The sequence below is a fragment of the Streptomyces sp. cg35 genome, from assembly GCF_050410835.1.
Lineage (GTDB): Bacteria > Actinomycetota > Actinomycetes > Streptomycetales > Streptomycetaceae > Streptomyces.
The window spans coordinates 3,710,706-3,737,420 of the sequence record NZ_CP191268.1 but is presented as its reverse complement, the minus strand read 5'-3'; the positions used below and the strand labels follow the sequence as shown (position 1 = coordinate 3,737,420).

Below are 26,715 nucleotides of genomic sequence, written 5' to 3'. Positions count from 1 at the left end.
ACCGTGCCTGAGCGCCGGGCCCTTGTAAACAGCTACAGTCGCCAGGTGCTTGATACGACGCCATTGACTGCCGCGGTGGATCAGTTCGCGGATCGGCTGCGGGCCGCTCCGCAGAGTCGGCTGCAGCGGGGAGCTGCCGCGGAGGCGCTGGCTCTGGCCAGGGAACTCTCGGCGCGGGCCCAGCGGTTGGAGGATCCGCGGGGGGCCGTGCGGGAGATGCCGGATGCGGGGATGTTCGCGGCGGCTGACCAAGTGACGGTCGCTGCGCGGGACTTGGCGGTCGTTCTTCCCTCGGCGGATGACCTGGCCCGGGCCGTCGATCTGGTCGAGGCGGCCATGAAGCGGGCCGGTGTCTGAACCGAGCCCCTCCGGTTCTTCGAGCCCCTCCGGCGATTGAGGAGCGGGGGCCGCGGCGGAGCCGTATACCGGCGCAGCCCCGCGCCCCTGGCGGGGCGCTCAACGCCGGCGTTCGAAAGGTCAGGCCGAGGCTATGACCCGGTCCGCCAGGATGTACACGTTGTCGCCGGCGCACTCGAAGGTCAGGGCGTACGCGCCGGAGACGCCGGAGCCGCCGAGGAGGACCGGGGTCTGGCCGTCGCGCAGGGCCGCGGCGAGCTGTTCCGCCGTCTCGCGGTGGCCCGGGGTCATACAGAGCGTCGTGCCGTCGACGAAGACGTAGACGTCGAGCGTGCCGAGCGGGCCCGGGCGGACGTCGGACAGGGCGGTGCGGGTGTGCGCCAGCTCCTCCAGGCACGCCACCGTGCGCTCGTGGTCGCTGGTGACCGGCGACTGGACCGGCACGAAGTCGGGGTGCGAGGGGTGCCGGCGCCGGGCCGCGGCCAGCTCGGGCGACTCGCCCGCGAACTCGTCCTCCGGCTCCAGGGCCGACTCGACGACGGGCTCCAGGCCCGCGAAGTCGGCCTGCCGCGGCAGGAAGAACTCGTCGCTCAGCGCGCTGCCGCCGGTCAGGAACGGCGGCAGCTCCGAGCTGTCGCGCGCCTCCTGCGCGGCCCAGAACGCCCGTGCCTCCGCCAGCTCGCGCTCCCGCTCCTCGGCGAGGGCCTCGGCGACGGCGCCGCGTATGGCGTCGGTGTCGGAAGTGGTGCGCGCGGCGGGCACGCCGGGGTGCGCGCCGGTGGCGGCGGCACGCACCACCTCCTCGCGCAGTTCCGCGATCTGCCGACGCAGACCCCGGACGTTGTGCAGGGTGGCGGCGCCGACGGCCGTGGCAGCGGCCGTGGCGAGCAGCAAAGCAAAGGGGATGGCGCTCACTGACGTACTCCCGGTTTCAAGTCGACCCCCGACTTCCTACATCAGCTTGAAGCCTGGACGAACCAGCTGTCAGTGCATTACGTCACGAATTGGACAGGTCTTTTGGCCGGGTGTTTAGCCCCCATATGGCCTGGGTACGGGCTGACCTGCGAAAATCCATCTCCCCCGAGACGCACGTCACATCCTGGGGGAGATTGGATCACGATTGGGTAGCCGGCTCAGGTCAGCTGAGGCGCTCGATGACCATGGCCATGCCCTGACCGCCGCCGACGCACATGGTCTCCAGGCCGAACTGCTTGTCGTGGAACTGGAGGCTGTTGATCAGCGTGCCGGTGATGCGGGCGCCGGTCATGCCGAAGGGGTGGCCGACGGCGATGGCGCCACCGTTCACGTTCAGCTTGTCCTCGTCGATGCCCAGGTCGCGGGCGGACGGGATGACCTGCGCGGCGAACGCCTCGTTGATCTCGAACAGGTCGATGTCGCCGACGCCGAGACCCGCGCGCTTGAGGGCCTGCTTGCTGGCCTCCACCGGACCGAGGCCCATGATCTCCGGGGACAGGCCGGAGACGCCGGTCGAGACGACGCGGGCGAGCGGGGTCAGGCCGAGCTCCCGGGCCTTCGTGTCGGACATGATCACGAGGGCGGCGGCGCCGTCGTTCAGCGGGCAGCAGTTGCCCGCCGTGACCAGGCCGTCGGGGCGGAAGACGGGCTTGAGGCCCGAGACGCCCTCCAGGGTGACGCCGGCGCGCGGGCCGTCGTCCTTCGACACGACCGTGCCGTCGGGGGTGGTCACCGGGGTGATCTCGCGCTCCCAGAAGCCGTTCTTGATGGCTTCCTCGGCGCGGTTCTGCGAGCGGACACCGAAGGCGTCCATGTCCTCGCGGGTGATGCCCTTCAGGCGCGCCAGGTTCTCGGCGGTCTGGCCCATCGCGATGTACGCGTCCGGGACCAGCCCGTCCTCGCGCGGGTCGTGCCAGCTGGTGTTCTCCTGCGTGGCGACCTCGGCGGTGCGGGCCTCGGCCTCGGCGAAGAACGGGTTGCGGGTGTCGGGCAGCGAGTCCGAGTTGCCCTTGGCGAAGCGGGAGACCATCTCGACGCCGGCCGAGATGAAGACGTCCCCCTCGCCCGCCTTGATGGCGTGCAGGGCCATGCGCGTCGTCTGCAGGGACGACGAGCAGTAGCGGGTGATCGTGCAGCCGGGCAGGTGGTCCATGCCCATCTGCACGGCCACGATGCGGCCCAGGTTGTTGCCCTGCTCGCCGCCGGGCAGACCGCAGCCGAGCATCAGGTCGTCGATGTCGCGCGGGTCCAGCTCGGGGATCTTGGCGAGGGCGGTCTGGATGATCGTCGCGGTCAGGTCGTCCGGGCGCAGATCCTTCAGGGAGCCCTTGAAAGCGCGGCCGATGGGGGAGCGGGCGGCTGAGACGATTACGGCTTCGGGCATCACGGCTCCAGGGGTTTCTGGCGAACGGCAGGACCGCTTGGGAAGTTACCCGTACGTATGGCATAGGTCACCGGTGTGGCCGTGTGACCCCTGACGCATTTTCCTAAGCGCTTGCTCAGGGGGTGCGGTGGGTACGGGAAACAGGCCTCAGGCACCCAGGTCGACCTCCGTGCCCACGCCCCGCTCCCGTGCCGCGTCGACCAGCAGCCGGGCCGCGGCCAGGTCCTGCAGGCCCACGCCCACCGAGTCGAACAGCGTGATGTCGCCGTCCGCGGTGCGGCCGGGACGGCGGCCCGCCAGCACGTCGCCGAGCTCCAGCCGGACGTGGTCGTCGCCGAACGCGCCCTCGGCGAGCGGCACGCAGACCTCGCCGGACTTCGCCCGGGCCGTGGCGTACGAGTCGACGACGACCAGGGACCGGGCGACGCCCTCGGTGTCGATCTCCCGGTGGTCGGCGCGCGGCGGGGCCCCGACCGCGTTCACGTGCAGTCCCGGCGCGAACCAGGCGCCCAGCACGAGCGGCTCACGGGACGGGGTCAGCGTGCACAGGACGTCGGCGGCCTCCGTGACCTCGCGCGGGGTCGCGAGCACCTCGGCCTTCACGTCCAGTTCCGCGGCGATGCGGGCGGCCAGGTCCCGGGCCCGCTCGGGGGTCCGTCCCCACAGCACCACCCGCTCGTAGGGCCGGTGCGGCAGCAGCGCGCGGGCGTGCGCCAGCGCCAGCGGGCCGGTGCCGACCAGGCCGAGCACCCGGGAGTCGGCCCGCGCCAGGGCACGGGTCGCCACGGCGGTGGCCGCCGCGGTCCGCACCCGGGTGAGCGCGGCCCCGTCGAGGAGCGCCTCGCACGCGCCGGTGTCCGCCGCGACGGCCAGCACGGCCGAGCGCTGCACGGGCAGGCCGCGGGCGCGGTTGCCCGGCAGGTCGCTGAGCAGCTTCACCGTCGCGAGCCCGGCGGGCGCGGAGGCCGCGGCCATCGCGAGGTACGCCCCGTCCGTGCCGGGCAGCCGCATCGACGGGGGAGCGGGCAGCGCGGCCCGGCCGAGCGCCAGGTCGACGTGGGCCCGTTCCACCGCCGCGACGACCTGGTCGCCGACCCCGTCGTGGGCGAGCAGCGACAGGATCTCGGAGCGGGTCAGGATCAGGGTCATCCGGCGGGCCTTCCAGAAGAGTCGAGCACGGGGTGCGGGTGCGGGTGCGGTCAGGTGCCGCGTACGAAGGGGACGGTCAGGCCCGAAGGGGCGCGGCTGCGTCCCACCAGGCCGCTCACCGCGAGCAGCGCGAAGACGTACGGCAGCGTCGTCAGGAGCGGCGCCGACAGATGCAGGCCGAGTGCGGGCGCGGCGAACTGCAGGGCCTGCGCGACGCCGAAGAACAGGCAGGCGACGAGCGTCGGCCAGGCCCGCCAGCGGCCCGCGATCACCGCGACGACGGCGAGATAGCCGATGCCGCCCGTGATGTTGTCGCTGAACGCGTGCACCTCGGACAGGGCCAGCTGGGCACCGGCGAGGCCGGACACGGCGCCGGTCAGCAGCACGGCCGCGTACCGGACGGTGCGGACCGGCAGGCCGCAGCGGTCGGCGGTCCCCGCGTCCTCACCGACCGCGTCCAGGGCCAGGCCCCAGGGCGTCCGCCGGGACAGGCCGAACGCGAGCGCGCCGGCGATCACGAACGCCCCGTAGCCCAGGACCGTCTGCTCGAAGAGCGCCGGGCCGAGGACCGGGATGCGGTGCAGTCCGGGCACGGGCAGCGGCGCGAAGCCGGACACGTCGTCTGAGGTGCCGGACGTGCCGTCGCCGAACAGCAGGCGCGAGCCGTAGGTGGTGGCGCCCAGCGCGAGGGCGTTCGCGGTGATGCCGGTGACGATCTGGTCGGCCCGCAGCGTGACGCTCAGCAGGGCCTGCAGCGCCGCGAACAGCAGCCCCGCCACGAGCGCCGCCAGCACGCCGACGGCCGCGCTGCCGGAGGCCAGGGAGCCCGCCGCGCCCGCGAAGGCACCGGTGAGCATCATGCCCTCGACGGAGAGGTTGAGGACCCCGGCGCGTTCGCTGACCAGCTCCCCGGAGGAGGCCAGCAGCAGCGGCACGGCCAGGCGCACGCCGCCCGAGGCGAGTTCGTCGAGTACGGCGCTCATCGGGTTCCTCCCCGCTGCCCGCGCGCGGTCCAGAGCATGGCCGCGGCGATGAGCAGCACCAGCAGGCTCTGCACGATCTGCACGGACGAGGCGGGCACCCCGGCCGCGAGCTGGAGGTTGATGCCGCCGTTGGTCAGGAAGCCGAAGAGCAGCGAGACGGCGGCGACCGCGGTCAGCGAGCCGCGTGCCAGCAGGCCGACGACCAGGCCCGAGAAGCCGTAGCCGGACGAGAAGTGCTCGGCGAGCACGTACGGGGCGGTGGCGACCAGGGCCGCGCCCGCCACGCCCGCGAGACCGCCGGCCACCGCCAGGCCGCCGCCCTCCAGGCGGGCCACGGGCAGCCCGAGCCGTGCGGAGGCGGCGGGCGAGTGGCCGACCGACTTCAGGCGCAGGCCCACGGCGGTGCGGCGCAGCACGACGCCCGCCACGACGGCGGCGACCGCGGCGACCAGGACGACGGCGGTCGCCGGGGACTCGACGCCCGCGATCAGCGGGAGCCGGGCGCCCGCCGGCAGCGGCGCGGACTGCGGCAGCGTCTCCGACGAGGTGACGGGCTGGCGCAGCAGCGCCTCCTCGTGGACGGCGACCGAGACGAGACCGACGCCGACGAAGTTCAGGAGCAGCGTCGTGATCACCTCGCTGGTGCCGCGCCGGGTCCGCAGCCAGGCCGCGATCCCGGCCCAGGCGGCGCCCGCGGTAAAACCGGCGACGAGCACGAGCGGGACGCCGACCGCGCCGGGGACCTGCGCGGGCAGGGCCAGCCCGACGGCCGCGGCGGCGACGCCACCGGCGCACAGCTGGCCCTCGCCGCCCACGTTCACCAGGCCCGCCCGGTGCGCGACGGTGAAGCCCGTGGCGATCAGGGCGAGCACGGCCGCGGAGTTCAGCGAGCTGCCCACGGCGTACGGGCTGCCGAACATGCCCTCGTCCAGGGCGGCCCAGGCGGTGGCCGGGTCGGTGCCCGCCGCGGCCGCCAGGACCAGTCCGGCCCCGGCGGCGAGCAGCGCGGCGAGGGCCGCCACGGTGACGGGATGGCGCAGCAGGGCGGCGGCCGTTCGCCGCCGCGCGGGCCGCGGGCCGGCCGGGGCCGGAGCCGTGAGGGTGGGCGTCATCGGGGGTCCTTCGACGGGAGAGGAACGGGAGGAGCGTCATCGGGGGACTGGGGCGCGGCGGCGTCGCCGGCCTCGTGGGCCGGGGCGGCGGTGCCGAGCATCAGGTGGGCGATCCGGTCCCGCGCCCCCGGCTCCCGCGGGTCCACGGGGCCGAGCAGACGGCCCCGGTAGGCGACGGCCACGCGGTCGCACAGGGCGAGCAGTTCGCCGAGTTCGCTGGAGACGAGCAGGACGCCCGCGCCCGCCCGGGCCGCCTGGCGGACGCGGGTGTGCACGGCGTCGACCGCGCCCACGTCGAGGCCGCGGGTCGGCTGGGCGGCGGCCAGGCAGCGCAGCGGGTCCAGACCCAGCTCCCGCGCCATGACGGCCTTCTGCTGGTTGCCGCCGGAGAGCGAGGACATGGGGGCGGTCGGGCCCGCCGCGCGGATGCCGTGCGCGGACATGACCTCGGCGGCCGCCCGGTGCAGCGCGGCACGGTCCAGGAACACCCCGGCCCTGCGGAACTCGCCGAGTCGGCCCAGGAACAGGTTCTCGGCGACCGACAGCGCGGGCACGCAGCCCTCGTGGTGCCGGTCCTCGGGGACGACGCCGAGCCCGGCGCGGGTGCGCTCACGGGGCGCGGCCCGGGTCAGATCCCGCCCGGCGAGCTCCAGGCAGCCGCCGTCCGGGGCGAGCGAGCCGCCGAGCACCGCCATCAGCTCGCTCTGCCCGTTGCCCTCCACACCCGCGACGCCGACGACCTCGCCCGCCCCGACGTCGAGCGTCACGTCCTGAAGGGCGTACGACCCGTCGGGGCGCCGCACGGTCAGCTCGCGCAGCCGCAGCACGGGCGGTGCCGCCCCCTCGACGCCGCCCGTCCGGGCGGGAGCCGGGCCGGCCGCCGCGAGCCCGATCGTCTCCGCGAGCGACGTGTCCAGGTCCTGCGCGGGCCGCCCGATCATCAGCGGCACGAGGCGGTCCGGCGGCAGCTCCGCGAGGGGCCCGCCGCCCGCCACCCGGCCGCCGCGCAGCACCGTCGCCGCGTCGCCCGCGCGGGCCACCTCGCCGAGCTTGTGCGTCACCAGGACCACGGCCCGGCCCGCGTCGGCGATCCGCCGGCACGTCGCGAGGAGCGCCTCCACCTCGGGCGCCCCGAGGACGCCGGTCGGCTCGTCGAGCAGCAGCAGCCGCGGCTCGCGCAGCAGCGCCTTCACGATCTCCACCCGCTGGCGCACCCCGACCGGCAGGGCCGACACCCGGGCGTCCAGGTCGAGCGCGAGCCCGTACTCCTCGCGCACCCGGGCCAGCCGCCCCGGCAGGTCCCGCAGCCGCAGCAGCCGCAGGTTCTCACCGACCGTCAGGGTCGGTACGAGGCTGAAGTGCTGGTGGACCATGGCGATCCCGGCGGCGAGCGCGTCGGCGGGACGGCGCGGCGCGTACGGCTCCCCGTACAGCGTGAGCGCGCCCGAGTCCGGCGCCAGCGAACCGCCGATGACATGGCACAGGGTGGACTTGCCCGCGCCGTTCTCGCCGAGCACGCAGTGCACGGTGCCCGCGGCGACGGTGAGACGGACGTCGTCGAGGGCGCGGACGGCGCCGAACGACTTGCCGAGCCCGGTGATGTCCAGGGCGGCCGGGGAGGGGGCGGCCGTGCTCATCGGGTCGTGATCTCCCCGTCGGCGATCTTCTTCTTCAACTCGTCGAGCTTCTTGGTGACGTCGGGGCCGGCGTCCGCCGAGTCGCACAGCACGATGTCGTTCTGCGGGTCCTCGAAGGTCAGCCCGAAGTGGACGGCCTCGGCCTTCCAGCTGCCCGCGGCCAGCTGGTCGACGGCGTACTCGATCTCGGCGCCGATGTCCGTCTCGACGTATCCGGCGTACGCCGAACCCGCCGCGCACGTGTGGGCGACCGGGCCGCCGATCAGCGTGCCCTTGCGCTGGGCCGCGGCCTGGGCGACGCCCTTGTGGCCGAGGTTCAGGATCTGGCCGAGGACGTCGGCGCCCGCGCCGTAGTCGGCGAGCGCGGACTGCTTGGCCTTCGCCACGTCGTTGAAGTCGCCGACGTACTGCGGCGCGAGGACCTTGACCTTCGGGTCGGCCGCCTTGGCCCCGTTCTCGTACTCCTTGGCCGCGTTGACGATGGCGGGCAGCTCGGCGCCGCCGACGAACGCGACCGTGCCCTTCTCGGAGAGCAGCGCGGAAGCCGCCCCGGCGAGGAACGCGGCCTCGGCCTGCTGGGGGTCGTACAGCGCGAGATTGGCGAGCGGCTTGCCGTCCGCGGGGCCGCCGATCTCCACGAACTTCACCTTCGGGAAGCGCGGCGCGACCTTGCGCACGGCGGCGTCCGTCTGCCCGCCGAGCGAGATGACGAGGTCGGAGGTGCTCGCGAAGCGGACCAGGGCGCTCTCGTAGTCGGCGGCCTGGACCTGCTCGACCTTGCGGAAGGACGCCTTCCCGGCGTGTGTCTTCGCGGCACGCTGGTAGCCGAGGTACGCCGACTGCATGAAGCCGTCGTCGGAGAGCGAACCGGGGAAGAGGACACCGACCTTGAGGTCGTCGCCGGTACTGCTGCCGGCGGCGGAGGACGCGTCGCCCCCGCAGCCCGTGAGCAGCGCGAGTCCTGCGGTGACCGCGACGGCGGCCGTGAGGGTGGTGGTGCGGGGACGGGAACGGAGCGGACGGGAGTGCGCCACTGCTGTGCCTCCAGGGGACGGGGCCCGCGAGCCGGTTAGTGGTATACCGTTGCGCGGCTCAGTTTCGGGTCGCCGTGTTGCCGTGGTGTCACGGGGCGGTTAGCAGTGGCGGCACACCCCCGCGGGCCGCCTACTGTGGACGCGAACCGGCAGGTCGGGAGGGACCGTGGTGACAGCAGTCGGAGTGCCCCGTACGGAGCGCGGCTCCCTGCGGGACCGTGCGTACGAAACGCTGCGGCGGCGCATCGTCGAGGTCGAACTCCAGCCGGGCGAGCGCCTGGTGGAACGCGACCTCGCCGCCGACCTCGACGTCTCCCGCATCCCCCTGCGCGAGGCCCTGCGCCTGCTCGCCGCCGAGGGACTCGTGCTCCTCGTGCCGCACCGGGGCGCGCTCGTCGCCCCCTTCACCCCCTCCGACGTCCGCGACCTCTTCGACGTACGGGAGTCACTGGAGGCCCTCGCGGCACGACTGGCCGCGGAGCGCGGCGACACCGCGGGACTCAGCCGCCTGGAGCGGCGCCTGCGGCAGGCACGGGCCGCCACCCGTACGGGTGACCGCAAGGGCATCGCCGCCGCCAACGCGGGATTCCACACGGACATCGTGGAACTCGCCGCCAACCCCCTGCTCAGCAACATGATGCGCCCCCTCGAAGCGCGCACGCACTGGCTGTTCCGCCTCACCGCCCAGCGCGACCCGGCCCAGCAGTGCGCCGAGCACGAGGAGCTCTACGAGGCGATCGCCTCCGGCGCGGGCGAGCGGGCCGGCGAACTGGCCATGGCCCACGTCACCAGCGGCCGCGCCACCAGCCTGGCCCTGGCCGAGCAGTGGTCCCGCCCCGAGGTCGACCCCCAGGCGGTGGCGGCCCGCCGACGCCGCAAGGCTCCCTAGGAGGCCCCCGGCGCGCCGGAGGAGCTGAACCCGGCCGGCGCCGGGTCCTGGGTGGGCGTGCGGCGCCGCCGCCTGCGCTTCAACAGGGCCCACGGACCGCGCGGGCCCGTCGGCATCGCCGCCGTCACCTCCGTGCCGCCCTCCTCGACCGCCTTCGCCGCCGCACGGGCGACCGGCAGGAAACCCTCCGCGCGGGAGACGTCCGGGCGCTCCTCGTCCGGCCAGACGCCGAGCGCCGCGCACAGGGTCGGCAGCAGCGCCATCGCCGCTGTCTGGTACCCCTCCGCCGACGGGTGGTAGTTGTCCGGGCCGAACAGCTCGCGCGGGTTCGCCGAGAACTCGGGACCCAGCAGATCGCCCAGCGACACCGTCCGCCCGCCCTGCTCCACCGTGCCGATGGTCTGCGCCGCCGCGAGCTGCCGCGACGCACGCCGGGCCAGCCAGCGCAGCGGCTGCTGCACCGGCTCCACCGAACCGAGATCCGGACAGGTGCCGACCACGACCTCCGCACCGGCCGTGCGCAACCGCCGTACCGCCGCCGACAGATGACGCACGGACTTCGTCGCGGGGATCCGGTGCGTCACGTCGTTCGCGCCGATCATGATCACGCAGACGTCCGGCTGCCAGTCCGGATCCGCGAGGATCAGCGCCACCTGACGGTCCAGATCGTCCGACTGGGCCCCGGGCAGCGCCACGTTGCGCAGCTGCACCGCGCGCTCCGCGACCGCCGCGAGCCCCGACGCGAGCAGCGCCGCCGGGGTCTGCCGGGCCCGGTGCACGCCCTGTCCCGCCGCCGTGGAGTCGCCCAGCACGGCGAACCGCACCGGCTCGGCGCCCACATCGGCGTACGCCCTCCCGTACAGGCCGTCGGCCGAGGGGACATGGACCGGCTCGGTGCCGTGGTTGCCCACCTGGCGCCGTGCGATCTGCACCTCGGCCAGCACCACCCCGACCGCGGCCGCGCCCAGCAGCCCGATCCCGCCGCCGCCGTACGCCGCCCCCGCGGCGATCCGCCGTGCCACCCTCGCCCTGCTCGACATGTTCCGCGGCCACCTGCCTCTGCTACGCGACTCTTCACCGGCTTCAAGAAGTCCTTGCCCCGTAATCACCGTCGGCCAATCGCAACGGAACATGAAGGGCCGGTACGCGGCATACGCTGACCGCAACCCTCTGTAGGAGACCCGGAGACAACGTGCAGATCCACGACTCGATGATCAGTCTCGTCGGCAACACCCCGCTGGTGAGGCTCAACAAGGTGACCGAAGGGCTTCGGGCGACTGTCCTGGCCAAGGTCGAGTACTTCAATCCCGGCGGTTCCGTGAAGGACCGCATCGCGCTGCGCATGATCGAGGCCGCCGAGAAGAGCGGCGAGCTCCGCCCCGGCGGCACGATCGTGGAGCCGACCAGCGGAAACACCGGGGTCGGGCTCGCCATCGTGGCGCAGCAGAAGGGGTACAAGTGCATCTTCGTGTGCCCCGACAAGGTCTCCACGGACAAGATCAACGTGCTGCGCGCGTACGGCGCCGAGGTGGTGGTCTGCCCGACCGCCGTCGACCCCGAGCACCCGGACTCGTACTACAACGTCTCCGACCGGCTCGTCAGGGAGACCCCGGACGCCTGGAAGCCCGACCAGTACAGCAACCCGAACAACCCCCTCTCCCACTACCACTCGACCGGCCCCGAGCTGTGGGAGCAGACCGAGGGGCGGATCACGCACTTCGTCGCCGGCGTCGGCACGGGCGGCACCATCTCCGGCACCGGCCGGTACCTGAAGGACGCCAGTGACGGGCGGGTCCGCGTCGTCGGCGCCGACCCCGAGGGCTCGGTGTACTCGGGCGGATCCGGGCGGCCCTACCTCGTCGAGGGCGTCGGCGAGGACTTCTGGCCGACCGCGTACGACCGCGAGGTCGCCGACGAGATCGTCGCCGTGTCCGACAAGGACTCGTTCCAGATGACGCGCCGCCTCGCCAAGGAGGAGGGCCTGCTCGTCGGCGGCTCCTGCGGAATGGCGGTCGTGGCGGCCCTGCGGGTCGCGGAGGGCCTCGGCCCGGACGACGTCGTGGTCGTGCTGCTGCCGGACAGCGGGCGCGGGTACCTCAGCAAGATCTTCAACGACGAATGGATGGCTGACTACGGGTTCCTGGAGGACTCCGGGCCCAGCGCGCGCGTCGGCGACGTCCTGCGGGACAAGGACGGCGGCGCGCTGCCCGAACTCGTGCACATGCACCCCGAGGAGACGGTCGGTCAGGCCATCGACGTGCTGCGCGAGTACGGCGTCTCGCAGATGCCGATCGTCAAGCCGGGCGCCGGTCACCCGGACGTGATGGCCGCCGAGGTCATCGGCTCGGTCGTGGAGCGGGAGCTGCTCGACGCGCTGTTCGCCCAGCGGGCCTCCCTGGGGGACCCGCTGGAGAAGCACATGTCGGCGCCGCTGCCGCAGGTCGGTTCCGGTGAGCCGGTGGCGGACCTGATGGCCGTGCTCGGTACGGCCGACGCCGCGATCGTGCTGGTCGAGGGCAAGCCGACGGGCGTGGTCAGCCGGCAGGACCTGCTGTCCTTCCTGGCCAAGGGCGTCGCCAAGTAGGTTCGCGAAAACGGTACGAGCACGTCACGTGCGCGCAGCACCGGCTTAACACGCGACCGGCAGATTAGGGGATGTCGGAAGGGGCGGGAGCGGCTCCCCGCCCCACCCGGCACCAAGCGGCGTCAAGGAACCTCCGGAGCGGCTCCCGGACCTCCATGGACGCCCTGGACGTGGCGACCCGGCCCTGACCCGGTTCCGCGTCCCTCGCGGGGACCGCCGTCGTCCCGCCCCCCGTCACAGGGGGTGCGGCGGTCCCCGCGCAAATCTCTTTCCGCGCCGGACGGGCTCCGGGCGGCTCTCACTCCACGAACAGGCCGCGCTCCGCCGCCCGTACGTCGAACTCCTCCAGGCGTGCCTGTGCCTGGGGGAGCCCGTCGCACATCGCCTCCAGGAGCACCCGTCCGAGCAGCATCGGCGCGCATGCCGTGTCGAAGGCGAGGCCGGTGCCGACCGCGGCGGGCAGCAGGAGGTCGGAGTGCCTGGCGACCGGTGCGAACGCGGAGTCGGCGACCGTGACCACGGTCAGGCCGGCCTTCTTGGCGTGGGCGAGGGCGTCGACGACCTCGCGCGGATGGCGCGGCAGCGCGAAGCAGAGCAGGGTCGTGGCCCCGGCCCGGACGGCGGCGTCGATCCGGTCGGCGAGCATCGTGCCGCCCTCGTCGAGGAGGCGTACGTCGGGGTGGACCTTCGCCGCGAAGTAGGAGAAGCCGTACGCCTGGGAGGCCGCGGCCCGCAGGCCCAGCACCGGCAACGGCCGTGAGGCGGCGAGGAGTCGGCCCGCCCGCTCGACGGGGGACGGGTCGGCGAGCAGGTCCGCCAGGTGCCGCAGGTTGGCGATCTCGGCCTCGACGGCCTGCTGGTACTCGTTGGCCTGGGCGGCGGCGGCCGGTTCGGCGGGGGCCACCTCGCGCAGGTGCCTGCGCAGTGCCGGGTAGCCGTCGAAGCCGAGGGCGACCGCGAACCGGGTCACCGAGGGCTGGCTGACCCCGGCCAGCTCGGCCAGTTCCACGGACGACAGGAACGGCACGTCGGCCGCGCGCCGCACCATGCAGTGGGCGATGCGCCGCTGGGTGGGTGTGAGGCGGTGGCCCTCGAAGAGGTGCTGGAGGCGGGCGGCGGGGCTGTGCCCGCCCGTGCCGTTGTCCGTGTCGCTCATGACTCCCCGTCGGTCCATTCAACGATCCCTTGGCATGCATGAGTTTATTCAGGGCGAGGGCGGGGCGCCAGGTTTCGGCCATGCCCGCTAGTGTGCATCGCGAGTTTGTGTGGCACGCCTGAGGGGCGTGTGCCTGCTGAACACATCGATACGCAACGGGGGTTGCCCATGGGATCCGGCAGTGGCGGCGAGCAGACGCTCGCCAGCTCGGCGAGCGACAAGAAGCGCGCGGCCAAGTACCTGGAAGAGACCCTCATGCCGGACACCGGGTCCGCGTCCCGGATGGGCGACGGCGGTGGCGCGCGCCCGCCGCTGCTCGTCGCCCCGACCGCCCCGGCGAGCCCGCTGATCGTCAAGCAGGACACGGGCCTCAAGGGGCTCGGCAACTGGGCCTCCGACCAGGGGATCTCCGATGCGCTGGTCGCCTGGCAGGGCTCGGCGGGCAAGCTGATGGGGCGCCTGCAGATGGAGCTCAGCGGGCTGCACGGCACGAAGAACCTGCTCCAGGGCACGGACGTCGGCGTCGGGTCGCAGGCCGGAGCGGTCCGCCCGCCCAGCAGCTTCGACGGAATGTGACGGGGCGGGCACCGGCATGGCGCTGACCTATGACGACGTGATGACCGCGGACCTGTCGCCGTTCTCGGACGTGTCCGAGGCGTGGAAGAAGATGGGCAACCGTTTCGGCGAGCTGAAGACCGACTACGAGAAGAACGTCCAGAGCGTGCTGGGCAACGGCAACTGGCAGGGCCTCGCCTACAGCACCCAGCAGCAGACCGCCTCGGCCACGGCCTTCGAGTACGGGGCGGCCAAGGCGGAGGCGCTGGCGATCGCCTCGCTCCTCTCGGACGCGCACACCACGCTGACCCGCCTGCAGAAGGCCGTCAAGGATCTGGTCGACGAGGCGGAGAAGAAGGACTACAAGGTCGACAGCCACGGCAAGGCGACCTATGTCGGCTTCGACAAGCTCGACGAGCAGGCCAAGTTCGCCCTGCACCACGACCCCGACTATCCGCGGCTGCTGGCCGACGCGCGGGAGAAGGCGCAGGGCTTCACCGACGACATAGCCAAGGCGGTCAAGGCCGTCGACGACGCGGACCAGAGCGTGAAGCGGGCGCTGTCCCGTGCGACGAGCGACGTGTCCGGGGACGGCATCGGGTTCGGCGGGTTCAACGCGCATGCCGACGGTGACCTGGCGAAGGCCGGGAAGCCGGAGCCGAAGGAGAAGAAGAAGGACGGCGGCTGGGTGTCCGACGGCGAGGCCGAGGCGACCGGCCCGGGCGCGGACGCGTCGGCCACCGGCCCCGATGTCGGCTCGGGCAAGCTCGGCGAGGCAGAGGCCCACGCCGACCTGGGCCGGGCGACCGCGGAGGGCTCGCTCACCAACGGGCCGTTCAAGCTGGCCGGTGAGGCGGAGGCGTACGCCGGTGCCAAGGCCGGGATCAGCGGCGGCATCACCAACGAGGGGATCAACGGCGAGGCCAGTGTCTTCGTCGGCGGTGAGGCGTCGTCCAAGGGCAGCGCCTACGCCGGACCCGTCGGGGTCTACGGCCGAGCCGAGGCGAAGGCGGGCGCCGAGGCGACCGCCGGGATCGACGTGGGCAAGGACGGCTTCCACGCCGGTGGCGAGGCGTTCGCCGGCGCGAAGGGCGGCGTGACCGGCGGCGCCGACATCGGCGGTATCGGCGCGGGTGTCACCGCCGAGGGGTACGTGGGGCCCGGCGCCGAGGCCAATCTGGACTTCGGCAAGAACGAGCAGGGCGTCTGGAAGTTCACGTCCAAGGTCGGCGCCTCTCCGATCGTCGGCGGCGGCCTGGGCTTCGAGTTCACGGTCGACCCGGGGAAGGTCGCCGACACCGCGGGCGACTTGGTCGGCGCCATCGGGGATGGCGCGAGCTCTCTCGGGCACGCGATCGGCGGTCTGTTCTGATGCGGGCCGTCGCAGGCCGCCGTGTCGCCGTAGTAAGGAGCACCTGAGATGTCCACGATCCTTCCCGTGCCGATCACGTTCAAGCTGCCGGACGGCTGGCATGCCGCGGCGCCGGACAAGGCCGGGGCCCCGGGGGCGGCGTTCGTCGCGCTGCACCCCTACCCGGACGCGGGGTTCACCGCGAACATCACCATCGACGGCGAGTACCGGCCGGACGGGTCGACGCTCGCGCAGATCGCCGACGAGTCCGTGGAGCGCCTGCGCCAGGCCGTGACCTCGGTCGAGGTCAGGGACCGGCAGGAGGTCGGCTCGGCCGAGGCCCCCGGTCTGGCCCAGACGCTGGAGATCGCCACCGTGGCCGGAGGCGTGGACCGCGATCTGGTGCAGTCGCAGGTGTACCTGGCCCTGCTGGACGTCGCCGACGGGACCAAGCGGGCGGTGACCCGGCTGGTCCTGACGGCCACGGCGTCGCAGTTCCCCACGGTCGTGGGCGACTTCCAGGAGTTCATGAGCACGGTCCGACCGGACACCGACACGGCATAGGTTGAACGCATGGGACTCTTCGACAAGCTGACCGGATCCAGGCGCCCCGAGAGCGGGGTCGCGCCCGGCACGGCCGACGACGTGCGGGCGGCGCTGCTCGCCCTCAACACGGACGACGTCCCGTACGTCGTGCGGAACGGGGACGGCACGGACGGGGTGGACCTGGTGGCGGAGTGGCGGATCGCGGAACCGGCCTGGCACACCTTCTTCGCCCGCACCCAGACCACGCACAACGTCCGGATCCGGATGCGCCTCGACCACGAGAACCACGAGGTGCGCGCGGTCGAGGAGCAGTGGGAGTTCGAGTGGGTGGGCAACCCGCCGCGCCCGCAGCTGTCGACGGAGTACTCGCGGGGCCCGGACCGGACCGTGACCCGGCAGTGGACCATCGAGCGCGGCGACAACGGACGCCTGCAGGCCACGGAGGACTTCCGCTTCGACGCGTCGGACCTGCGCAGGCCGCTGCGGGACGCCGCGCTCACGACGGGCTGGGGCTGGCGGGGCCTGGTCTTCGGCAAGCTCTGAGGAGGCCGGCGCCTCAGTCCGCCAGCCGGTCCAGCAGACCGGTCGCCCGCTCCACGTCGAGCGTGAGCGGCCGGTCCGTCAGGTCCGGTTCCAGCTCCGCGTCGGCCGTGGCGAAGGCCCGGCCCACCGGGACGGACAGGTCGGGGCGGAAGTCGCGCAGCCGCAGGGCGCGGACCGCCGCCACCAGTTCGCAGGCCACGACCTGGCGGTAGGCGGTGCAGGCGCGCAGGCTCTGGCGGGCGGCCAGGGACGCGAAGCTGGCCTGTTCCTCGACGCCGCGGGAGAGGACCGCGTGGCCCAGGGACGCGGGGGCCGAGAAGGCGCGGAGATCGCCGAGGGCGGCCCCGGCGGCGTACTCCAGGATCATCACGCCCGAGGCGCCCGGCTCGCCGTCCGCGAGGAAGGGGCGCAGGCGCGTGTAGGCCGGCTCGTTGAGGGTGGACAGGCGGGACGTCGAGAGCCGGGCCACCTGGGTGACGGAGAGCCTGAAGTGGTCCAGGGCCAGGGCGAGTTGTGCCATGTAGAAGCCGCCGTGGTGGTACGCGGCCATGTCCTCGGCGGAGATCAGCGGGTTCTCGGCGGCCGCGTTGATCTCGACCGTGAGGACGTCCTCCAGGGCGTCCGCCGCGTCCTGCGCCGGGCCGTGGATCTGCGGTACGCAGCGGAATCCGTACGGGTCCTGGATGCGGCCCAGCGGCGGGGTGGGGCGGTCGGGGGCGCCCAGGATCGCGCGCATCCGGGCCGCCACGTCGTAGGACCCGTGGTGGTGGCGGGCCTCGTGGACGGGGAGCGCGTACGCCTCGTAGGAGCCGTCGACGGCCAACAGGCTGAGGGCGGCGACCAGTTGGGTCGCGGCCAGCAGCGAGCGCAGCTCGTGCAGGGCCAGTGCCGACTGGCCGAGGGTGAGGGCGTTGCTGGAGATCAGGGCCAGCGCGTCGTTGTTGTCGAGCGGCTGGGCGGCCGGCGGTGTGCCCTTGCCGCGCCACGGGTGTTCGCCCGCGAGTGCCAGTCCCATCTGGGCGAGCGGCGCGATGTCGCCGGTGCCGACCGAGCCGTGCTCGTTGACCGCCGGGTGCGCGCCGTTGCCCAGCGCCTCGCACAGGGCCGTCACGACGGTGGGGCGCAGGCCGGCGCCGCCCGCGAGCAGCTGGTTCGCGCGGACCGCGAGCATCGCGCGGACCTCCCGCTCGGGCAGCTCGTCGCCGATCGCGCCCGCGTGGCTGCGCAGCAGGCGCAGGCCGTGGTCGGCGGCGGCCTCGGTGGGCACGTCCTCGGAGCGGTTCGCGCCGACGCCGGTGGAACGGCCGTAGACGCGGCCCCACGCGGCGATCTCGCGGGCCGCGTTCCAGGACTCCTCGACCCGCTTCATGGCGTCGGTGCCGGGGACCGGGCGGGCGCTCGCGTCGGCGAGGCGGACCACGTCGGCGACCGGGAGGCCGTGGCCGTCGAGCACGACGACGGGGGGCATCGCGCTCGATGCGCTCACCGAATGGGGCATCACGTGCTGTTCCTCCTCGAACCGTTCTCTCTCGCCCGCAACGGGGCAGCGCGTCTCACACTTCGGGCAGCCCGTGGGGATTTACCGGTGATTTACGCCGGGGCATTGACAAGTTATTCACGCACCAAGAACTCTGCATGACGATATGCAGGCCGGGCAAGAGGACTCCAGAGGCGCTCCATGATCCAGTTCGAAGCGGTCCACAAGCGATTCCCGAACGGCACGACTGCGGTGCACGATCTCTCGCTCGACATGCCGGAGGGAGGCGTGACCGTCTTCGTCGGGTCGTCCGGCTGCGGCAAGACGACCAGTCTCCGGATGATCAACCGGATGGTCGACCCGACCTCCGGCACCATCCGGGTCGGCGGCCGCGACGTCCTGGAGCAGGACGCCGCCGAGCTGCGCCGCTCCATCGGCTACGTCATCCAGCAGGCCGGCCTGTTCCCGCACCGCACCGTCCTCGACAACGTCGCCACCGTGCCGCTGCTGCTCGGCTGGGGCCGCAGGAAGGCCCGGGCCGCGGCCGGTGACCTCCTCGAACGGGTCGGCCTCGCCCCCGAGATGGGCAAGCGGTACCCGCACCAGCTCTCCGGCGGCCAGCAGCAGCGCGTCGGCGTGGCCCGGGCGCTCGCCGCGGATCCGCCGGTGCTGCTGATGGACGAGCCGTTCGGCGCCGTCGACCCGGTCGTGCGCGCCCAGCTCCAGGACGAACTCCTGCGCCTCCAGACGGAGTTGAACAAGACCATCGTCTTCGTCACCCACGACATCGACGAGGCGGTGCGGCTCGGCGACCGGATAGCCGTCTTCCGCGAGGGCGGCCACCTCGTGCAGTGCGCCGAGCCCGCCGAACTGCTCGCCCGCCCCGCCGACGACTTCGTGGCCGACTTCCTGGGCGCCGAGCGGGGCCTGAAGCTGCTGTCGCTGACCGCGCTCGCCGACGTACCGCAGGCGCCCGCGCCCGACGGCGGCCCCTGGGAACTGGTGCTGGACGCGGGCCGCAAGCCGGTGCACTGGCGGGAGCGGGACGGCGGCGGCGAGGCTCCGGTGCGGGCCCTTCGCGACACGGATTCGCTGCTGTCCGCGCTGAACGAGTCCGTCGCGTCGCCGGTCGGACTCGTGGCCCGGGTCGACGCCGAGGGGGTGCTCACCGGGGTCACGTCCCGGGACGACATCCACGACCGGGCCGGGGTCGCTCATGCACAGGCCCTGACCGGCGTGCCGTCACGGGGCGCCGCCCCGGACCCCGCTCCCCGATCGCCGCAGGGGCTCGAGAAGACCGGCGGTGCCGCATGACCATCGACTGGGAATGGATCGGTGAGCACAGGTCCGATCTCGCCACCCTCACCGCCTCCCACCTCCAGGCCGCCCTCAGCGCCGTCCTGTTCGGGCTCCTCATATCCCTGCCGCTGGCCGTGATCGCCCACCGCGTCCGGCCCCTGCGCGGCTTCCTCCTCGGGCTGTCGAACGTCCTGTTCACCATCCCGTCCATCGCCGTCTTCGTCCTGCTGCTGCCGGTCTCCGGCCTCACCCGCACCACCACCGTCATCGGCCTGACGATCTACACCCTCGTCGTCCTGCTGCGGAACACCGTCGAGGGCCTCGACTCCGTACCGCACAAGACCAAGGAAGCCGCGAAGGCCATGGGCACACGGCCGCTGCGCACCCTGCTCACCGTCGAGCTGCCGCTCGCGCTGCCCGTGATCATGGCGGGGGTGCGGATCGCGACCGTCATGGCCATCTCCCTGGTGTCCGTGGCGACCTACATCGGCGACGGCGGGCTCGGCCAGCTCTTCACCGACGGCTTCCAGCGCAACTTCCCGACCCCCGTCATCGTCGGCGTCGTCCTCACGCTGCTGCTCGCGCTCGTCGCGGACGCGGCTCTCGTCGCCGTCCAGCGGCTGCTCACGCCGTGGACCCGGACCAGGAAGGCCTGAGCCGCCATGTACGAACTCTTCAAGAACCTGGGCTCCTGGCTGGTCAGCGGCGAGCAGTGGGCCGGCGGCGACGGCATCGGGCACCGGCTCGCCGAGCACCTCCAGTACTCGCTGCTCGCCACGCTCATCGCCGCCGCGATCGCGCTGCCCGTCGGCCTGCTCATCGGGCACACCGGACGCGGCGCCTTCCTCGCCATCAACCTGTCCTCGTTCGGCCGCGCGCTGCCGACCGTCGGCCTCGTCGTGCTGGTCTTCCTGGCCAGCGGACTGTCGATGTGGCCCGTCTACATCGCCCTCGTCGCGCTCGCCGTGCCGTCCATCGTCACCAACACGTACGCGGGCATGACCGCCGTCGACCCCGAGGTGAAGGACGCCGCGCGGGGCCAGGGCATGCGGGCCCACCAGGTGCTGTTCCAGGTCGAGCTGCCGCTCGCCCTGCCGCTGATCATGACGGGGCTCCGGCTCGCCCTGATCCAGGTCGTCGCGACCGCCACCATCGCCGCGTACGTCTCCTTCGGCGGGCTCGGCCGCTACGTCTTCGACGGGCTCGCCCAGCGGGACCTCGTGCAGGTGCTCGGCGGCGCCGTCCTCGTCGCGGTCGTCGCCGTCGTCCTCGATCTGGCGCTCTCCGGCCTGCAGCGCCTCCTCTTCCGTCACCGTCCCGCCGCGCTCAAGTCCGCCTAGGAGCAAGCAAGATGACCAACCTCAACCGACGTGCCGTCATCGGCGGACTCTTCGCCGCGGCCTCCGTGCCCGCCCTCGCCGCCTGCTCCAGCGGCATCACCTCGCTCGACGGGCAGGGCTCCGGCGGCTCCGGCGGCGGCTCCAGCAAGAACGGCGTCACGATCGGCACCGCCAACTTCACCGAGAACCAGGTGCTCGGCTACCTGTACGCGGCCGTGCTGGACGCGGCCGGGGTGAAGACGACCGTGCGGCCCAACCTCGGCACCCGCGAGATCCTCATCCCCGCCCTCAAGGGCGGCGACATCGACCTGCTGCCCGAGTACCAGGGCGCCCTGCTGCACTACCTCGACACCAAGTCCACCGTCACCGAGGAGGGCGAGATGCAGAACGCCCTCGCCGTGGCGCTCCCGGCCGGGCTGCAGATCCTGCCCTACGGGATGGCCGAGGACTCGGACGCCTTCGTGGTCACGCGCGAGACCGCCGAGAAGTACGGCCTCAGGTCGCTCGCCGATCTGGCGAAGCACAACGGCGACCTCGTCATCGGCGCGGCGCCGGAAGTGAAGAAGCGGCAGGTCGGCGCCGTCGGCCTGAAGGACGTGTACGGCGTCGAGTTCAAGGAGTTCAAGTCCCTCGACTCGTCCGGGCCGCTGGTCAAGGGCGCCCTGAAGAAGGGCGACGTCGACGTGGCGAACCTGTTCACCACCGACACCGACATCGCCGCCAACCACTGGGTCGTCCTCACCGACCCCAAGAACCTCGTCCCCGGCCAGCACGTCGTCCCGCTGATCGCGGACCGCAAGGCCGACTCGACCGTCCGCAAGGCGCTGGCCCGCCTCGGCAACGTCCTCACCACCGAGCAGCTGACCGAGCTGAACCGGCTCGTCGACAAGGACAAGAAGGACCCCGAGGACGTGGCGAACGACTACGCGCGTCAGCACGGGCTGGCGAAGAAGTAGCGGAACAGCGGCAAGGAGCACCACCATGGCAGCGGTAGTGGAGAAGCACTCCATCGACGTCGTCCCGGACAGCGAGCGGCACGGGCGCGCCTTCCACCAGTTCACGCTCTGGCTCGGCGCCAACCTCCACATCACCGCCGTGGTCACCGGCGCCCTCGCCGTCGTCTTCGGCGGCGACGTGGTCTGGTCACTGGCCGGGCTCGTGCTCGGCAACCTGTTCGGCGGCGCCGTCATGGCGCTCCACTCGGCGCAGGGCCCCAAGCTGGGGCTGCCCCAGATGATCCAGTCGCGGGCCCAGTTCGGCGTCAAGGGCGCCGTCGTGCCGCTGCTCCTCGTGATCCTCATGTACGTCGGCTTCTTCGCGAGCGGGACCGTCCTCGCCGGACAGGCCACCGCCGAGTTGACGCACACGGACGAGAGCACGGGCATCATCGTCTTCGGCCTCGTCACGGCCGTCATGGCGGCCGTCGGCTACCGCGTCATCCACGTCCTCGGCCGGGTCGCGAGCGTCGTCTGCGCGCTCGCCTTCGTGTACCTGGGCGTGCGCCTCCTCGGCCGCGTCGACCTCGGCGACCTGCTCTCCGACGCGCACTTCTCGCTCCCCATGTTCCTGCTGGCCATGTCGCTGTCGGCGTCGTGGCAGCTGGCGTTCGGCCCTTACGTCGCCGACTACTCGCGCTATCTGCCGCGGACCACGAGCGCCAAGGCCACGTTCTGGTGGACCCTGTCCGGCTCGGCGATCGGCTCGCAGTGGGCGATGACGTTCGGCGTGCTGGTCGCCGCGAGCTCGGGCGGCGCGTTCCTCGACAACCAGGTCGGCTACGTCGTCTCGCTCGGCGGCGCGGGCCTGGTGGCATCGTTCTTCTACTTCGTGATCGCGCTCGGCAAGCTGACCATCAACGTGCTCAACACGTACGGCGGCTTCATGTCGATGGTCACCGGCATCAGCGGCTTCCGCGGCCAGCGGGCCCTGTCGCGGCGCGGCCGGGCCGTCTACATCGCGATCATCATGGTCGCGGGCACGGCCGTCGCCCTGGCCGGCAAGGACAGCTTCCTGTCGTCCTTCAAGGACTTCCTGCTGTTCCTGCTGACGTTCTTCACGCCGTGGAGCGCCATCAACCTGGTCGACTACTACCTGATCTCCCGCGAGCGCTACGACATCCCGGCCCTCGCCGACCCGAACGGCCGCTACGGCGCCTGGCGCGGCGACGCCCTCGTGGTCTACGGCGTCGGGGTCCTCGCCCAGCTCCCCTTCCTGGCGACCGCCTTCTACACCGGCCCGTTCGTCGGCCCGCTCGGCGGCGCCGACATCTCCTGGATCGTGGGGCTCGCCGTCCCGGCCGTCCTGTACTGGCTGCTCGCCCGGCGCGACACCTCGCACGTACCGGAGCGGACGATCCTGGACGACCGGCCGGCCGAGCCCCTGGTGTCGTCCCCGTCGTGAGCCGGCACCGGAGCCGGGGGACCGGCCCCGCACCAAGAGGGGGGCTAGCCCCACTGCCACAGGCGCCCCCACTCCGTACCGTGAATTGGTATGGAAGCCCGCGAACAGGCACGTGACGCCGAACTCAAGAAGGAACTCGACGCCACCCTGCACGCCCGCAGGGAACTCGGCGAGGAGTACGAGACCGCGCTCGTCGATTCGTTCCTCGACAAGGTCGAGCAGCGCCTGGACTCCGTCGTGGACCGGCGGGTGCGCAGGCAACTGGCCGAACAGCGGATGTCCGTCGCCCGCGACGCCCGCGGCGGCCGCGGCGACGGCGACGGCTGGGGCGAGCGCTTCGGCTTCGCCGTCGTCACCCTCGTCCTCGCGATCCCGCTGTCCGCGATCGCCGTGGTCAACGCCGGCCTGCCCGGACTGCTGATCGCCTGGGGCGGCATCGTCGGCGTGAACGCCCTGCACGCGGGGCACTGGTCGCCGCGGTTCGGGAAGCGGCGGCGCGCGGGGCAGGACTCCGAGTGGGAGGAGTGAGTCACGCCTGCCGGGTCGGCAGGACGATTGCCTGACGCAGGTTCACGTGGCGGGGGCGGCTCGTCGTGTAGGCGATCAGGTCCGCGATGTCGTCGGACGACAGCCCGGTCAGCGCCTCGAACATGCCGTCCAGCTGGCCCGAGAGCTCCGCGTTGTCGACGTGGGAGGCCAGCTCCGACTCCGTCAGGCCCGGCTCGATGTTCGTGACCCGCACATCGAGCGGACCCAGCTCGGTGCGCAGCGACTGGGAGAGATAGGTGAGGGCGGCCTTCGTCGCCCCGTACACCGCGTAGTTCGGGAACGGGACGTGCGCGCCGATGGACGAGATGTTCACCAGGTCCGCCGTGCCGCCCGCCGCGGCCGTCGCGATCAGGTCGGGGGTGAGGGCGCGGATGACGCGCAGCGCCCCGGCGACGTTCGTGTCGAGCATGCGCTGCCACTCGTCGGCGCGGCCGTCGGCGACGGGGTTCGGCAGCATCACGCCCGCCGCGTTCACGACGAGGTCGACCCGCCCGTACGCGGCGTGCACGTGCTCGGTGGCGGCGTCGACCGAGGCCTGGTCCGTGATGTCCGCGGGCAGTGCCAGGGCCTGCCCGCCGTCCGCCCCGATCTTCGCGGCCAGCGCGGTGAGCCGGTCGGCGCGCCGGGCGAGCAGGGCGACGCGGGCCCCGTGGGCGGCGAGCAGCCGGGCGGTGGCCTCGCCCATGCCGCTGGCCGCGCCGGTGACGAGGGCGGTGCGGCCGATGAGGGCGTCGTACGTCATGGGAACTCCTCGGGATGCGGTGCGCCGTTCGGTGGGCACCAGCCTGCGGCGGGCCGCGCGGCCCACCCAGGGCAGAGCTTTTCCTGGGTCCGGCAGTACCAGGACGCAAGCGTGTCCGGTGCCTAGGATCGGAGCCATGAGCGAACCGGCCGACGGCATAGGCGACTTCCTGCGCTCACGGCGCGCCCGCATCCGGCCCGAGGAGGTCGGCCTGCCGGGACACGGCCGCCGCCGGGTACCGGGCCTGCGCCGCGAGGAGGTCGCCCAGCTCGCCGGGGTCAGCGTCGACTACTACATCCGCCTGGAACAGGGGCGGGGCACCTCGGTGTCGGACGCCGTGCTCGACGCCGTCGCGCGCGTCCTGCGCCTCGACGACACCGAGCGGACGTATCTGAGCGCGGTCGCCCGCCCCGCCGAGACCCACCGCCGGGCGGCGGCCCGCCCGGCGGCCCAGCAGGTGCGGCCGGGCCTGCGGCTGCTGCTCGACACGATCGAGAAGGGCCCGGCGTTCGTGCTCGGCCGCCGCATGGACGTACTGGCCTGGAACGCGCTCGCCGACGCCCTGCTCGGCTTCTCTGCGATGCCCCCGAAGGACCGCAACATGCCGCGCCAGGTCTTCCTCGACCCGGCCGCCCGCGACCTGTACCCGCAGTGGCCGGCGGTCGCCGCCGAGACCGTCGCGTTCCTGCGCCTCGACGCGGGCGCGCACCCCCAAGACCCCCGGCTGGCGGCGCTCGTCGGTGAACTCTCGCTGGCGAGCGCGGACTTCCGGCGCCTGTGGGCGGACCACCAGGTGAAGGAGAAGACCTCGGGCGCCAAGCGCCTGCTGCACCCCGTCGCCGGTGAACTCACCCTGCCCTACGAGACGTTGAGGGTCACGGGAGAGCCCGACCAGGCCCTGGTGGTGTACACGCCCGAGCCCGGCTCGGTGACGGAGGAACGGCTGCGGATGCTGGGCAGCTGGGCGGCGACACCGCGCTGACGGACGCTTCAGGGCGCTCTCACACAACCCTCAGAAACCGTCGCTAATCTCCGGCCCCGGACGGACGGACGCCGGAGGAGGGCGACACGGTGACGCGCGGAGCACAGGGGCTGGTCAGGACGGCTGTCGTGGTGCGGGCCGGAGCCGCGCCGATGGGGTGGCTCGGGGTCGTCGCGGCGGGGATCGGGGTGCTGCCCGACGGCCTCACCGGGCGGCGGATCGGCGTGCTCGGCGGGGCCGTGCTGTTCCTGGTGGTCGCGGCGGCGGTCGCGTACGGCCGCAGGCAGCGGTACGCCCGGCTCACCCGCGGGGCGACCCGCGCCGGGAAGTTCGACGTGCTCCAGGACCGGCGGATCACCGTACGGAACTGGCGGCGCGGCCACCGGTGGTGGCTGGCGCTGGCGTTCCTGGCGGCGGTCGGGAGCTCCTTCGTGGTGCCCGCGGCCGGCGGGATGGCCCTGGCCGGGGCGGGCGCCGGACTGTGGCTGAAGGCGGCCTGGCTGGGACGGCGCGAACGGCAGGACGAGGCGCTGCTGTGGCTGCGCGTCGACTGGCTCGGGTCACGGGCGGGCGCGCCCGCGGGCAAGCAGGTCAAGGGGTACCGGTCCACCGGCACGGCAGCGGGCGACGCCGCGCCCGGCGGGGCGCGACGTCGCTGATCTCGCGGTGAACTCCCTTGTTCAGACTTCGAGTTCGTTCTCGATCGACTTCAGCTGATGGCGGGCCATCGCCAGGTTGGCGCGCGCTGAATCGAGCACCAGGTACAGGAACAGCCCGTTGCCGCTGCGCCCCTTCAGGAGGCGGATCAGGTGGTACTGGGTGCCGAGTGTGATGAGGATGTCCTCGATCTCGTCCTTCAGCCCGAGGTGTTCCATGGTGCGCAGCTTGGCGCGGACGACGTCGGTGTTGCCCGCGGCGGCGACCTCCAGGTCGAAGCTCTTGGAGCCGCCGATGGTGCCGAGGGCCATGCCGCTGTTGTAGTCGACCAGTGCCGCGGCGCTGGCGCCCTCGATGGAGGCGACGGCGTCCTTGAGAGCGGTCTCGGTGTTGGCCATGATGCTGGGTCCTTTCCTGTGCTGCCTCAGCGGGCAGTTCGAGGTTGCAATTTGGGCTCGGAGAGCTCGGATCTGGGGGTGCGGACCGGCAGTCCGCTCTCGGTGGAGGCAACGGGCGGCGAGGGCGCGGTGCGGGCGCGGGAGCGCCCGCGGCCGCGGGCGACCGGCTCCGCGGCGGCCGCGTCGACCAGCTCGCCGATCCGGGTCCCGGAGCGGCGGCCCTCCAGATGCAGCCGCCCGACGTTGACCCGGTCCTCGGCGAGCAGGGTGAGGACCGCGCTGCCCCCGGCGGCGTACGTGGCGACATAGCCGTCCGTACCGCGCACCAGGAGTTCCCGGAAACCGCCCTGCCCGGTGGCGTCCGAGAGGCGCTGGGCCACGCCGAGCGCGGCGGCGGTCAGCGCGGCCATGCCCTCCGGCTCGATGCCGGGGGTGTCCTGGGCGAGCACGAGTCCGTCGACGCTGGCCGCGAGGGCCCCGGTGACCTGGGGGACCCGGACTCTCAACCTGTGTAGTTCGCCGAGGACTTCGGCCTCGTCGGCCATCGGCGGTCTCCTTCCGGGAGTTGCGGGAGTGACAGGAGGTACGGAGCCGGCGCGTCCGGCGCGGCGCAGGC

At 73.0% G+C, this 26,715-nt stretch carries 28 protein-coding genes; 15 read left to right on the top strand and 13 right to left on the bottom strand.

Annotated elements, in window-relative coordinates; all coding sequences use genetic code 11:
- Positions 1-45 precede the first annotated feature (45 nt).
- Positions 46-357, top strand: coding sequence for a hypothetical protein (locus ACQUQD_RS16940; protein ID WP_428952923.1), 312 nt, complete (start codon positions 46-48; stop codon positions 355-357).
- Between the two features lie 120 nt (positions 358-477).
- On the opposite strand, the gene ACQUQD_RS16935 is transcribed toward ACQUQD_RS16940, so the two are convergent.
- From ACQUQD_RS16935 to ACQUQD_RS16905, 7 genes are all read right to left on the bottom strand, one after another.
- Positions 478-1,272: a hypothetical protein gene (locus ACQUQD_RS16935; RefSeq protein WP_428952922.1), complete on the bottom strand. Its 795-nt coding sequence runs from the start codon at positions 1,270-1,272 to the stop codon at positions 478-480.
- A 223-nt stretch (positions 1,273-1,495) separates the two neighbouring features.
- On the bottom strand, positions 1,496-2,716 hold the full coding sequence (locus tag ACQUQD_RS16930) for an acetyl-CoA C-acetyltransferase (RefSeq protein ID WP_428952921.1): 1,221 nt from the start codon (positions 2,714-2,716) through the stop codon (positions 1,496-1,498).
- Positions 2,717-2,863: 147 nt separating this feature from the next.
- A complete protein-coding gene (locus tag ACQUQD_RS16925) occupies positions 2,864-3,865 on the bottom strand; it encodes an ornithine cyclodeaminase family protein (RefSeq protein WP_428952920.1) in 1,002 nt (333 codons plus the stop codon).
- Positions 3,866-3,915: 50 nt separating this feature from the next.
- Positions 3,916-4,848, bottom strand: coding sequence for an ABC transporter permease (locus tag ACQUQD_RS16920; protein ID WP_428952919.1), 933 nt, complete (start codon positions 4,846-4,848; stop codon positions 3,916-3,918).
- On the bottom strand, positions 4,845-5,960 hold the full coding sequence (locus ACQUQD_RS16915; protein WP_428952918.1) for an ABC transporter permease: 1,116 nt from the start codon (positions 5,958-5,960) through the stop codon (positions 4,845-4,847). Before ACQUQD_RS16915 ends, ACQUQD_RS16920 begins: the two co-directional genes overlap by 4 nt.
- On the bottom strand, positions 5,957-7,597 hold the full coding sequence (locus ACQUQD_RS16910; protein WP_428952917.1) for an ABC transporter ATP-binding protein: 1,641 nt from the start codon (positions 7,595-7,597) through the stop codon (positions 5,957-5,959). Before ACQUQD_RS16910 ends, ACQUQD_RS16915 begins: the two co-directional genes overlap by 4 nt.
- Positions 7,594-8,631: a BMP family ABC transporter substrate-binding protein gene (locus tag ACQUQD_RS16905; protein ID WP_428952916.1), complete on the bottom strand. Its 1,038-nt coding sequence runs from the start codon at positions 8,629-8,631 to the stop codon at positions 7,594-7,596. The genes ACQUQD_RS16910 and ACQUQD_RS16905 overlap by 4 nt, the downstream gene beginning before the upstream one ends.
- Before the next feature lie 166 nt (positions 8,632-8,797).
- On the opposite strand from ACQUQD_RS16905, the gene ACQUQD_RS16900 reads away from it, so the two are divergent.
- Positions 8,798-9,520: a GntR family transcriptional regulator gene (locus tag ACQUQD_RS16900; RefSeq protein WP_428952915.1), complete on the top strand. Its 723-nt coding sequence runs from the start codon at positions 8,798-8,800 to the stop codon at positions 9,518-9,520.
- Here the strand turns inward: ACQUQD_RS16900 and ACQUQD_RS16895 are convergent.
- Positions 9,517-10,560 carry an SGNH/GDSL hydrolase family protein gene (locus ACQUQD_RS16895; protein ID WP_428952914.1) on the bottom strand — a complete coding sequence of 348 codons (1,044 nt, stop codon included), beginning with the start codon at positions 10,558-10,560 and terminating at the stop codon, positions 9,517-9,519. The genes ACQUQD_RS16900 and ACQUQD_RS16895 overlap by 4 nt on opposite strands.
- Positions 10,561-10,712: 152 nt before the next feature.
- Between ACQUQD_RS16895 and ACQUQD_RS16890 the strand changes: the two genes are divergently transcribed.
- The gene (locus ACQUQD_RS16890; protein WP_428952913.1) at positions 10,713-12,104 is read left to right on the top strand and encodes a cystathionine beta-synthase; all 1,392 of its coding nucleotides are present in this window, start codon (positions 10,713-10,715) and stop codon (positions 12,102-12,104) included.
- A 298-nt stretch (positions 12,105-12,402) separates the two neighbouring features.
- Here ACQUQD_RS16890 and ACQUQD_RS16885 read toward each other — a convergent pair whose 3' ends face one another.
- Positions 12,403-13,260 carry a MurR/RpiR family transcriptional regulator gene (locus ACQUQD_RS16885; RefSeq protein WP_428952912.1) on the bottom strand — a complete coding sequence of 286 codons (858 nt, stop codon included), beginning with the start codon at positions 13,258-13,260 and terminating at the stop codon, positions 12,403-12,405.
- 168 nt (positions 13,261-13,428) lie between these two features.
- Here ACQUQD_RS16885 and ACQUQD_RS16880 point away from each other — a divergent pair, with 168 nt between their 5' ends.
- The 4 genes from ACQUQD_RS16880 to ACQUQD_RS16865 are packed head-to-tail and all read left to right on the top strand — an operon-like array spanning position 13,429 to position 16,255.
- Positions 13,429-13,836: a hypothetical protein gene (locus ACQUQD_RS16880; protein WP_428952911.1), complete on the top strand. Its 408-nt coding sequence runs from the start codon at positions 13,429-13,431 to the stop codon at positions 13,834-13,836.
- Between the two features lie 16 nt (positions 13,837-13,852).
- Positions 13,853-15,187 carry a hypothetical protein gene (locus ACQUQD_RS16875; protein WP_428952910.1) on the top strand — a complete coding sequence of 445 codons (1,335 nt, stop codon included), beginning with the start codon at positions 13,853-13,855 and terminating at the stop codon, positions 15,185-15,187.
- A 48-nt stretch (positions 15,188-15,235) separates the two neighbouring features.
- Positions 15,236-15,730 (top strand): hypothetical protein, encoded by a 495-nt coding sequence (locus ACQUQD_RS16870; protein WP_428952909.1) that lies wholly within the window; start codon positions 15,236-15,238, stop codon positions 15,728-15,730.
- 9 nt (positions 15,731-15,739) lie between these two features.
- Positions 15,740-16,255, top strand: coding sequence for a hypothetical protein (locus tag ACQUQD_RS16865; protein ID WP_428952908.1), 516 nt, complete (start codon positions 15,740-15,742; stop codon positions 16,253-16,255).
- Positions 16,256-16,268: 13 nt separating this feature from the next.
- Here the strand turns inward: ACQUQD_RS16865 and ACQUQD_RS16860 are convergent, their stop codons facing one another.
- Positions 16,269-17,753 carry an aromatic amino acid ammonia-lyase gene (locus ACQUQD_RS16860; protein WP_428952907.1) on the bottom strand — a complete coding sequence of 495 codons (1,485 nt, stop codon included), beginning with the start codon at positions 17,751-17,753 and terminating at the stop codon, positions 16,269-16,271.
- A gap of 180 nt (positions 17,754-17,933) precedes the next feature.
- On the opposite strand from ACQUQD_RS16860, the gene ACQUQD_RS16855 reads away from it, so the two are divergent.
- The 6 genes from ACQUQD_RS16855 to ACQUQD_RS16830 all read left to right on the top strand — a co-directional run bounded on the left by ACQUQD_RS16855 (position 17,934) and on the right by ACQUQD_RS16830 (position 23,299).
- Positions 17,934-19,046, top strand: a complete 1,113-nt coding sequence (locus ACQUQD_RS16855) for an ABC transporter ATP-binding protein (RefSeq protein ID WP_428952906.1) — start codon at positions 17,934-17,936, stop codon at positions 19,044-19,046.
- A complete protein-coding gene (locus ACQUQD_RS16850; protein WP_428952905.1) occupies positions 19,043-19,687 on the top strand; it encodes an ABC transporter permease in 645 nt (214 codons plus the stop codon). The genes ACQUQD_RS16855 and ACQUQD_RS16850 overlap by 4 nt, the downstream gene beginning before the upstream one ends.
- A gap of 6 nt (positions 19,688-19,693) precedes the next feature.
- Positions 19,694-20,371: an ABC transporter permease gene (locus ACQUQD_RS16845; RefSeq protein ID WP_428952904.1), complete on the top strand. Its 678-nt coding sequence runs from the start codon at positions 19,694-19,696 to the stop codon at positions 20,369-20,371.
- A gap of 11 nt (positions 20,372-20,382) precedes the next feature.
- Positions 20,383-21,327, top strand: a complete 945-nt coding sequence (locus ACQUQD_RS16840) for an ABC transporter substrate-binding protein (protein ID WP_428952903.1) — start codon at positions 20,383-20,385, stop codon at positions 21,325-21,327.
- A gap of 25 nt (positions 21,328-21,352) precedes the next feature.
- Positions 21,353-22,771: a purine-cytosine permease family protein gene (locus ACQUQD_RS16835; RefSeq protein WP_428952902.1), complete on the top strand. Its 1,419-nt coding sequence runs from the start codon at positions 21,353-21,355 to the stop codon at positions 22,769-22,771.
- A gap of 90 nt (positions 22,772-22,861) precedes the next feature.
- Entirely contained in the window at positions 22,862-23,299 is a 438-nt protein-coding gene (locus ACQUQD_RS16830; RefSeq protein WP_428952901.1) for a hypothetical protein, read from the top strand.
- Between the two features lies 1 nt (position 23,300).
- Here ACQUQD_RS16830 and ACQUQD_RS16825 read toward each other — a convergent pair whose 3' ends face one another.
- Positions 23,301-24,062, bottom strand: a complete 762-nt coding sequence (locus ACQUQD_RS16825; protein WP_428952900.1) for an SDR family oxidoreductase — start codon at positions 24,060-24,062, stop codon at positions 23,301-23,303.
- 136 nt (positions 24,063-24,198) lie between these two features.
- On the opposite strand from ACQUQD_RS16825, the gene ACQUQD_RS16820 reads away from it, so the two are divergent.
- Both ACQUQD_RS16820 and ACQUQD_RS16815 read left to right on the top strand, forming a co-directional pair.
- Positions 24,199-25,044 (top strand): helix-turn-helix transcriptional regulator, encoded by an 846-nt coding sequence (locus ACQUQD_RS16820; protein ID WP_428952899.1) that lies wholly within the window; start codon positions 24,199-24,201, stop codon positions 25,042-25,044.
- An 89-nt stretch (positions 25,045-25,133) separates the two neighbouring features.
- Complete coding sequence (locus ACQUQD_RS16815; protein WP_428952898.1) at positions 25,134-25,703, top strand: hypothetical protein; 570 nt, start codon at positions 25,134-25,136, stop codon at positions 25,701-25,703.
- Positions 25,704-25,724: 21 nt separating this feature from the next.
- On the opposite strand, the gene ACQUQD_RS16810 is transcribed toward ACQUQD_RS16815, so the two are convergent.
- Together ACQUQD_RS16810 and ACQUQD_RS16805 are read right to left on the bottom strand one after the other, a co-directional pair.
- Positions 25,725-26,099 carry a hypothetical protein gene (locus ACQUQD_RS16810; RefSeq protein ID WP_428952897.1) on the bottom strand — a complete coding sequence of 125 codons (375 nt, stop codon included), beginning with the start codon at positions 26,097-26,099 and terminating at the stop codon, positions 25,725-25,727.
- Between the two features lie 26 nt (positions 26,100-26,125).
- Positions 26,126-26,644 carry a roadblock/LC7 domain-containing protein gene (locus ACQUQD_RS16805; RefSeq protein WP_428952896.1) on the bottom strand — a complete coding sequence of 173 codons (519 nt, stop codon included), beginning with the start codon at positions 26,642-26,644 and terminating at the stop codon, positions 26,126-26,128.
- Positions 26,645-26,715 lie beyond the last annotated feature (71 nt).